Origin of the sequence: Rhodopirellula maiorica SM1, assembly GCF_000346295.1 — a bacterium.
Lineage (GTDB): Bacteria > Planctomycetota > Planctomycetia > Pirellulales > Pirellulaceae > Novipirellula > Novipirellula maiorica.
This window is the reverse complement of the sequence record NZ_ANOG01000473.1, coordinates 1-9,861: the sequence shown is the minus strand read 5'-3', so window position 1 is coordinate 9,861 and position 9,861 is coordinate 1. Positions and strand designations below refer to the sequence as shown.

The 9,861-nt window shown below is 55.6% G+C and carries 4 protein-coding genes and 1 pseudogene; 4 read left to right on the top strand and 1 reads right to left on the bottom strand.

Annotated elements, in window-relative coordinates:
* Positions 1-25: 25 nt before the first annotated feature.
* The 4 genes and pseudogenes from RMSM_RS14940 (at position 26) to ppk2 (ending at position 7,843) form a co-directional block, all read left to right on the top strand.
* Positions 26-1,797: pseudogene (locus RMSM_RS14940) on the top strand (transporter substrate-binding protein).
* Between the two features lie 151 nt (positions 1,798-1,948).
* Positions 1,949-4,006: a glycogen debranching protein GlgX gene (glgX, locus tag RMSM_RS14935; RefSeq protein WP_008697648.1), complete on the top strand. Its 2,058-nt coding sequence runs from the start codon at positions 1,949-1,951 to the stop codon at positions 4,004-4,006.
* A gap of 306 nt (positions 4,007-4,312) precedes the next feature.
* Entirely contained in the window at positions 4,313-6,793 is a 2,481-nt protein-coding gene (locus RMSM_RS14930) for a glycogen/starch/alpha-glucan phosphorylase (protein ID WP_008697646.1), read from the top strand.
* 240 nt (positions 6,794-7,033) lie between these two features.
* The gene (gene ppk2 / locus RMSM_RS14925) at positions 7,034-7,843 is read left to right on the top strand and encodes a polyphosphate kinase 2 (RefSeq protein ID WP_040766858.1); all 810 of its coding nucleotides are present in this window, start codon (positions 7,034-7,036) and stop codon (positions 7,841-7,843) included.
* A gap of 51 nt (positions 7,844-7,894) precedes the next feature.
* On the opposite strand, the gene RMSM_RS14920 is transcribed toward ppk2, so the two are convergent.
* Complete coding sequence (locus RMSM_RS14920; protein WP_008697639.1) at positions 7,895-9,619, bottom strand: DUF389 domain-containing protein; 1,725 nt, start codon at positions 9,617-9,619, stop codon at positions 7,895-7,897.
* Positions 9,620-9,861 lie beyond the last annotated feature (242 nt).

The window sequence follows — 9,861 nt, the reverse complement described above, 5'->3', positions numbered from 1 at the left end:
CCGCGACATCAAGCCCGCAAATCTCGTGAGGGCCGCCAATGGTACGGTCAAGTTAACCGACTTCGGACTTGCAAAACTTTCGTCGGCAAACTCGGGGATGCAATTGACTCAAACCGGAACCGTGATTGGCACCCCGTATTTCATGAGTCCCGAGCAGTGTCAGGGGCAAACTGTCGATGCCCGCACCGACATCTACGCACTCGGGGCCACCTACTATTGTCTATTGACCGGACGACAGCCCTACGATGATTCCGACAGTATCGTGCAGGTCATGTACGCCCACTGCAACAAGAGCGTTCCTGATCCACGCGATCTCGATTCATCAGTCCCATCCGCTTGTGCGGCAATCGTTTCTCACGCGATGGCAAAGGATCCAGCCGATCGGTATCAGACCGTGGAGGAAATGTCGCGTGATTTTCAAGCGGTCGCTGCAGCTTTGTCCGGTGAAGTCCAAATTGAACTACCCAGTCAGTCAGGAATAACCCATCCCGCGATTATACCAACCAAGCCGCAGCGATCGCGTCGCTGGTTGATTGGCGGGGTTGCGGGTGTCGGTTTGCTTCTTCTGGTCGGGATGGCCTTGCGAAGTCTTTTCCCGTCCGCTTCTGCGCCGCTCGTTCCACAGGGTGAACCGATCAAGGTCGGTGTCCTGCAATCGCTGAGCGGTACGATGTCGACCAGCGGAACGAGTGTGATTGATGCCACGCTGTTGGCGATCGACGAAATCAACCAGTCCGGTGGTTTGCTGGGCCGCCAAGTGAAAGCGGTTGTCGCCGATGGTCGATCCAATACCGAATCTTTCGCCCGAGAAGCCGAACGACTGATCGAGGAGGAGAAGGTCTGTACGGTGTTTGGCTGCTGGACCTCCGCGTCTCGTAAAACCGTCCGACCGATCTTTGAACAATACAACCACTTGCTGGTCTATCCAGTCCAGTACGAAGGCATGGAGACTTCACCAAACATCATTTATATGGGGGCTGCTCCGAACCAGCAGACCATTCCGGCGGTGACCTGGGCCAGCGAGATCTTGAATAAGAAGCGGTTTTTCCTGGTAGGGTCCGATTACGTTTTCCCACGCACAATCAGCGAAGTCATCAAAGACCAGTTCCAGAACAGCGAAGCGGAAGTGGTCGGCGAAATGTATGTGCCACTGGGTAGCGCGCACTTCGAATCGGTCGTGCAAGCGATCCTGGAGGCCAAGCCGGATATGATCTTCAACACCGTCAACGGTGATTCCAACGTGGCCTTCTTTCGTGAACTTCGCAAAGCCGGCATCAAGCGGGACGACATTCCCTGTCTGTCGTTCAGTATTGGCGAGCAGGCACTCCGCGGTCTGAATATCGACGATGTGAAGGGTGACTATGCTGCTTCGACGTATTTCCAATCACTGGACACGGAGGTGAATAAGGCATTCGTCGCTCGTTTCAAGGAAAAACATCCCCATCGTGTGATTTCTGATCCGATGCAGGATGCCTATGTGGGAGTCCTGTTATGGGCACAAGCGGTACGTGAAATACAGAGTATTGACCCAAAAAAATCCGCCGCGCGATGCTTTCCCAGCGAATCTCCGCTCCGGAGGGCAACGTCCGCATCGACCCGGAAACGCAACATTGTTTCAAGACTCCGCGAGTAGGCCAGATTCGCAGCGACGGGCAATTCCAGATTGTTTGGAGTGCCGCCCAGCCGGTTCGTCCCGAACCGTATCCCGCCAGCCGAACCGCTGCGGACTGGAAAACATTTCTGCACGATCTTTATGTCGGCTGGGGGAACCAGTGGATTTCGCGGGTAACCGAATAGACAACCGTACGATGAAGCCTACGAAACGTACGACGGCCCTTCTGGGCCGTCCCGAAAAAGTTAACAGCACGTACGACGCCCCCTTTCGGGGCATCGAGATCAGACAGTGATGGCCCGGAAGGGCCGTCGTACAGGCTAGATTGGAGATGGCATGGCCAATAAAACCGCAGGTCGAAGCTCGCCATTGGGCGCTACCGTTGGCGACGGAGGTGTCAATTTCAGTTTGTTCTCGCGGACGGCCAGGAGCGTGGAATTGCTGTTGTTCGATCGCGAAGACGATGCGGTGCCCGCACGGGTGATCCCCTTCGATCCACATGACAATCGAACGTATCACTACTGGCACATCTTTGTTCCCGAACTACAGCCCGGGCAATTGTATGGGTACCGAGTCAACGGGCCCGTCGAACCCGAGAGAGGACTTCGTTTTGATGCCAACAAAGTGCTGCTGGATCCCTACGGCCGCGGTGTGGTGGTGCCCACAGGATACAGTCGCGATGCGGCCTCAGAGCCCGGCGACAACACGGCGATGTCAATGAAAAGCGTTATCATCGACCCAGCCGTCTATGACTGGGAGGGTGACCAGCCACTCCATCGCTCCGCCGCGCAAACGATCATCTACGAGATGCATGTGCGTGGCTTTACGTGTCACCCAAGTTCTGGGATCGACGAAGGAAAACGCGGCACCTATGCCGGACTGATCGAAAAGATCCCCTATCTAAAAAAACTTGGCATCACGGCGGTCGAACTGTTGCCAGTATTCCAATTTGATGCCCTGGATGCACCGCGCGGCAAAGTCAACTACTGGGGCTACGCGCCGATTTGTTTTTTCGCACCGCATGCTGCGTATAGCTCACGTCAGGACGCAATCGGTGCGGTCGACGAGTTTCGCGACATGGTCAAGGCGTTGCACCGATCAGGGATCGAAGTCATTCTGGACGTCGTCTTTAATCATACCGCCGAAGGCAGCGAGCTCGGGCCGACGCTTTGCTTTCGCGGCATCGACAATCCGACGTACTACATGCTGGAAGACGGAGGCGGGAGTTACGCTAACTACAGCGGTTGCGGCAACACGTTCAATGCCAATCACGCGATCGTTCGCCGTTTGATCGTCGATAGCCTCCGCTATTGGGTCGAGGAGATGCATGTTGACGGTTTCCGATTTGATCTGGCATCGATTCTGTCTCGCGATGCATCGGGTCATCCGCTGCCGCATCCGCCGGTGCTGTGGGACATTGAAACGGATCCCGTGCTGGCCGGTACGAAGCTGCTGGCCGAGGCATGGGACGCGGCGGGGTTATACCAAGTCGGCAGCTTCGTCGGTGATGCGTGGCGCGAATGGAATGGCCGATTTCGTGATGACGTCCGCGACTTCTTTCGTGGTCAACCGGGGGCGGTCACTCGGATCGCGGATCGGATCGTCGGCAGTCCGGCAATCTATGGTCACAAAAATCGCGAAGCCGAACAGAGTGTCAACTTTGTGACCTGCCATGACGGCTTTACTCTGAACGATCTGGTCTCCTACAACGAAAAGCACAACGAAGACAACGGCGAGGGAAATCGCGACGGGGACAATCACAACCGTAGCTGGAACTGCGGCGCCGAAGGCCCGACCGACGATCCGTCGATCAACCGTCTCCGCAACCGGCAGGTAAAAAACTATCTCACCACCACGTTATTATCGCTCGGCATCCCGATGATTTTGATGGGAGACGAGGTTCGGCATACGCAGCGCGGAAACAACAATGCTTACTGCCAAGACAACGAGCTCAGTTGGTTCGATTGGACGAATTTGGACCGGCACGCGGACCTTCATCGTTTCGTTTCGCTGCTGTGTGCGCGTCGTACGTTACGCAATATCGATTCGGAACGCCAGCGAATCAGCGTCAGTAAGTTGTTGCACGACGCGAAAAAGGCGTGGCACGGCGTCAAGTTGAATCAGCCCGACTGGGGCGATGCTTCCCACTGCATCGCCTTCGGTGGTGAAATGCCTGGGGCGGGCATTCAGTTTCATTTCATCCTGAATGCCTACTGGGAACCGTTGCAGTTCGAGTTGCCGGCACTCGGCGGCAACCGCTGGCGCCGGTGGATCGACACGGCACTCGATTCGCCTGAGGACATTGTTCCCTGGGACGAGGCACCGGAGACCGTTGGTGATTCTTATCGTGCGCTCGATCATTCCGTAGTGATGCTTTACGCCCTAAGTAAATAGGAGAAAACGATGCCAGCGTTTCGGTAGTCCGTTTGTAAAGAAGTAGTTGATACGAATTCATTTGTCTCCCCAGCAATCTCCGATTGCCTATCCAAAAACCTACGTACGACGGCCCTCTTACGTACGACGGCCCTTCTGGGCCGTCAAGGTAGTGATTTGCGACGGCCCGTAAGGGCCGTCGTACGCGTGGAAGCTAATTTTCGACGGCCCGGAAGGGCCGTCGTACGCTTTTACGTCCCAGAAGGGCTGTCGTACATCGTCAACTTGGTTATCGGATAGGTTCTCTACTCCACTAAAGGTTTTGTCATGACGAAGACAGTTGTAAATCAAGCGTTGAAACAACACGAACGCAAAACAGTCCGGTTCTCCGATAAAGCGGGATACGAGCGTTACCAGAAACATCTGCTGATGGATCATGTCGTGTTGCCTGAAGCAGCCAGCCAGCGTGAACGGTTTGAAGCGGTGGCCCGCTCGCTGCGAGATCTGCTTACGGAGCGGTGGTTGCATACGCAACAAACTCACGACAAAGAGAATCCGAAGCGAGTCTACTATTTGTCGATGGAGTTCCTGATCGGACGTACATTGACCAACAATATCATCAACCTTGGGGTTGAAGATTATGTCCGTGAAGAATTGCAAGCCGATCCCCATCAGGATTGGACGGAGGTCGTCGAAACCGAACCCGATGCCGGGCTGGGAAATGGCGGTTTGGGCAGGCTGGCAGCTTGTTTCATTGAATCGTTGGCCACGCTGCAAATCCCAGCCATGGGATACGGTTTGCGATATGAATATGGAATCTTTCGTCAAGTGATTGAAAACGGATTTCAAATCGAGCAGCCCGACCATTGGCTTGCACAGCCCGATCCGTGGGAAGTGGCTCAGCCACGCCAGACCGTGCAGATCCCAGTGGGCTGCCAATTCGAATTACATGATGGAGTGTTACAAGCCAAGCCTGGTCTTGGGACGCACCTATTGGGCGTTCCCTATGACCGGCCGGTCGTTGGGTATGGCGGCCAGACGATCAACACGCTGCGGCTGTGGGGTGCTGCCACGCCGGACCATTTCGATTTTGGCGAGTTTAGTTCCGGTGATTTCGTGGGAGCGATTGTCGATCGCATCCTTGCCGAGACGGTAACGCGTGTCCTGTACCCCGACGACTCGACCCGCGCTGGCCAGGCGTTACGGTTCGTTCAAGAGTACTTTTTGGTTTGTTGTTCGTTGGCGGACATCGTGGCACGCTTCCAGCGCACCAACGACGATTGGCAACTGTTACCCCAGAAGGTCGCTATCCAACTGAACGACACCCATCCGGCGATGGCGGTGGCAGAGTTGATGCGGATCTTACTAGACGACGCAGAGCTTGGTTGGGACGAGACTTGGGATCTGACCGTGCGAACCTTGGCCTATACCAATCACACATTGTTGCCCGAGGCACTGGAGAAATGGCCGGTCCGGTTCTTTGAATTGGTGTGTCCGCGGTCGCTGGAAATCATCCATGAGATCAATCGCCGATTCCTGGCGGACGTCCAGCAGCGTTATCCCGATGATGACCAACGCGCGTCGCGATTGAGTCTGGTCGAGGAAGGCGGGGAGCAACAGATACGCATGGCCAACCTCGCGATCGTGGGCACGCACAGCACCAACGGCGTCGCAAAGATTCATTCTGATTTGTTGCGAACACGCGTGGTGTCGGAATTTGCCGAAATGTTCCCCGAACGGTTCAACAACAAGACCAACGGCGTGACGCCACGTCGCTGGCTATTGGCGGCCAATCGCGATTTTGCAAGTCTAATTACCGAATCGATCGGTGACCGCTGGATTGCCGATCTGAGTGAACTTCGTCATCTGATGCCGCTGGCCGAAGATGCCACGTTTCGCCAGCGATTTCTCGAAACCAAGCAGACGGCAAAGAAGCGGTTCGCCAGCTGGCTCGAATCGACCGCCGGACAGCAAGTGAATCCGGAAACGATCTTCGATAGTCAAATCAAGCGGATTCACGAATACAAACGCCAATTGCTGAACATCCTGCACGTGATCGTGCTCTACAATCGGTTGCGTGAGAATCTATCGCTAGCGATCCCGCCACGAACGTTTTTCTTCGCCGGTAAGGCCGCTCCGGCGTATCGGCTGGCTAAGCTGATTGTCAAGCTGATCAACAACGTCGGCAGGGTGATCGACGAAGACCCGGCCACTGCGGGCCGCATCAAGGTCGCGTTCGTACCGAACTACAACGTCTCGGTGGCCGAGCGGTTGATTCCCGCCAGTGATGTTTCCGAACAAATTTCTACGGCGGGATATGAAGCCAGCGGTACGGGTAACATGAAATTCATGATGAACGGAGCGTTGACCATTGGCACGCGCGATGGGGCCACGATCGAGATGGCCGAGGAGGCAGGCGAAGAAAACTTCTTTCTGTTTGGATTGACTGCCGAACAAGTGGCAGAGAGTCGCAGCTATTACAACCCACGCTGGCACTATGACAACGATCCGGAAACCCGCGCCGCACTCGATCTGATCTTTAACGATCACTTCAGCCGTGACGAACCGGGAATCTTTACGCCGATCCGCGAGTCGCTTATGGATCGCGGAGACTACTTCATGCACCTGGCCGACCTGACATCGTACGCCGAGGCTCAGCAGAAACTCGGCGAGTTGTACGCCGATCCCGACGCTTGGGCGCGGAAGGCGATCATCAATGTGGCTTGTTCTGGACGATTCTCCAGCGACCGCACGATTGCCGAATACGCTGCAGAAATCTGGGATGCCGAACCCTGCCCAGTCACTTGAGGCCGGTTGCCATGAATCAGTGCTATACGAGTAGGGCGGCAGTGAAAGTACCGGCAACGACCCGGAAAGGCCGTCGTACATGAAAAAGTAGGACGGCCCTTCCGGGCCGTCGAGAAATCCTTTCCGGCGGCTTCGACGGCTCGGAAGAGCCGTCGTACAAAACGAACCACCACTGAGGCCGCAGGACATAAACAAGTTAGTGGTGAAAGCCAGCGTTCAAACACTCGATGAGAGAGCGACATGTCGAAGTCAAAACATGGAACAACACCGCCTAAGATGAAGCGGAAAGACTACGAGAAAGAACTGCGGAAGCTGCATGCGGAAGTCTGCAAACTGCAGGAATGGGTCAAGCACAAGGGCTTGCGAGTGATCGTCATCTTCGAAGGTCGCGATGCTGCCGGCAAAGGCGGCACGATTCGTGCGCTGACTGAACGCGTCAGTCCTCGCGTGTTTCGCACCGTCGCGCTGCCCGCGCCGTCGGACCGCGAAAAATCGCAAATGTACATCCAGCGTTATATAGCCCACTTTCCTGCCGCGGGTGAGGTCGTGATCTTCGACCGCAGTTGGTACAACCGCGCTGGTGTCGAACCGGTGATGGGATTTTGCACACCGAAACAGCACCAGCGATTTCTAGAACTTTGTCCGGAGGTCGAAAAATACATCACCGACGGTGGCATCCAGTTGATCAAATTCTGGCTAGAGGTCGGCGACGAAGAGCAGAAACGTCGGTTCGAGGCTCGGCTCAGCGACCCCTTGCGACAATGGAAGCTCAGCGCGATGGATTTGCCGTCACGGAGCAAGTGGTACCAGTACTCCAAGGCTCGCGACATGATGCTCGCCGCCACCGATACCGAGCACGCACCGTGGTACATCCTGCCATCGGACGACAAACGCCGCGCGCGGCTGAACTGCATCGCACACCTGCTGAAACTGATTCCTTATCAAGACGTTCCACGCGACGAGATCAAACTTCCCAAGCGATCCAAGCAAGGAGAATACGACGACGCAGCATCGCTGGCGGGTCGGCGTTTTGTTGAGACACGTTACTGAGCGAATGTTGCATCCCCAAAAAAAAGGGGGGTGGTTTGTTCACATAGGCTCTTATTGGTTGTCGGTGCCCACCACCAACTGCGGGTTGGCAGAAGGAATGGTTTCGGTTTGGAACCATTCCCGGAAACGTCTTGATTGCTCTTGAATGTAGGGATCGGTGATGCGGTCGTAGGTGGTCAAACCACCCTGGGTAACGACATAGTCGTGCCTCAGCCAAATCAAGATCTCCAGATCCTCGGGGCAAGATTCTGGTAACGCTTGCTGAACCATCGCAAAGTCTTCGTTTCTGATCTCGCGGGCGCCGATCACTTCGACGAGAGCCTGCCAATGACCATCACGACAGTTGAAATGCGTATGAATTGCGATGACGTCGAGCGTCTTTTCGACGGTCGCCTGAATGGTGGCTCGGAGGTCGGGAAGGCGGATGATTTCCTCTGGCCCCGCCTCACTGACATTGCTCCACTCGACCCGCACCACTCCTTCACTGTCTTGCAACGCGGTTGAATTAACTCGCGCGAAAAAGCGGAGACTCGGGTCGTCGAATCGGGTCTGTAGTTGTTGCTCGATACTTTTTATTTCGTTTGGTCTGAGTCGCCGCAGCGCGTCGACGTACGCTACAACGACACTTTCGTTTAGTGAGGATCGGCCGTATTCGAGTCGCGTCAGTTCGACTCCTGGTTCCCTTTCAAAGATCTCACGCAATACCTGCGAAGCGAATGCTTCCTTGCCAGCGAAACTCTCCGGCGCTGGAACTAAGAACTGTCCATCCAGATTGGGACGCACCACTTGCAGCGACGTGCCTACCGGCGAGACGTCTTGTGAACGAATGGTGCGGACCACTAATTCCACCGGCAAACTTAGCGAATCCTGGAGAGCGGCTTGCATCGCCGAGACCCACACTGGCGAAATCGTATCGTGAGAGCGTACCGTTGCCAGGACCTCGACTCCATCGCGATCCAGCTTATGGTTTACCGCCTCCAAATCGGCACCGTGGATATCGGCGAGTCTCTGAGTCAGCGTGAAATAAATGCCTCGTTCGACCGTCCTCGCACGATTAATCCGTAACAGTGCATTGGTCAGGACCACCGTGATCACAATAAATGCAACTGCGGTCGGACCAAAATGCAGCATCATCTGTCTTGTGGATTGCGGTCGTGACGGCACAAGTCCGCCTACCCAAAAAGTCAGTAGAGCGACGACCAAGATCGCCACAAAGTTCGCCAGAAACAAGAGCATCGCTCCACTTGCTGCCGCCCATGCTCCGAGTGATAGGCACAGCCCACATGTCGACAGTGGCGGCACGATCGCAGTCGCGATCGCGACACCCGGTAGCGCCGGACTGACCCGTTCGTCCAGCAACGCATAGGCCCCCGCAAAACCAGCAAACACAGCGACGAGTAAATCAAGCAGGTTGGGGTGGAGTGCGGGCAGCATCTCCGGTGTGGCCTCGACAAGCGAAATCTGCGGCAGTCCGACGAGGTAGGCCGATGCGACGGCAAGTACCACGCCTAATGCTTCGCACGATAGGGCCGTCAACAACAACCGAGGACTGCCTCGCAGCATCCCCAATGCAATGCCGAAGATCGGTGTCATCAGAGGCGACACAAGCATCGCGCCGATGATGACCGCAGTGCTGTTGGCAATTAACCCAAAGGACGCGATCATCGACGCAACGATCAACATCACGAAGAAACGTTCCCGCGGCTTGGAAGCATGAGATATTTCGCGAACGATCTGCCGAGTGCGCGCGGTGGAGACGCTGGGAAAATGAAGCATGTCGCAGACCAGTCAGGAGAGAGAAGGTCCGTCCCTGAATCGCTTGCTCCTATACACCTAATTAGAATGGGTGAGGTGGCCTGGGTTTTGGGGGCCACGCGAGTCCTTAAACTGAAAGGAACTCAAGGAACCTCCGATGCCGCGAAAGACCAAGCCTTCAGCTAAGCCTGAACGACGTACCTATACAGACGAATTCAAACGCGATGCGGTTGCCATGTTGCTCGATGGACACTCAGCCAAGT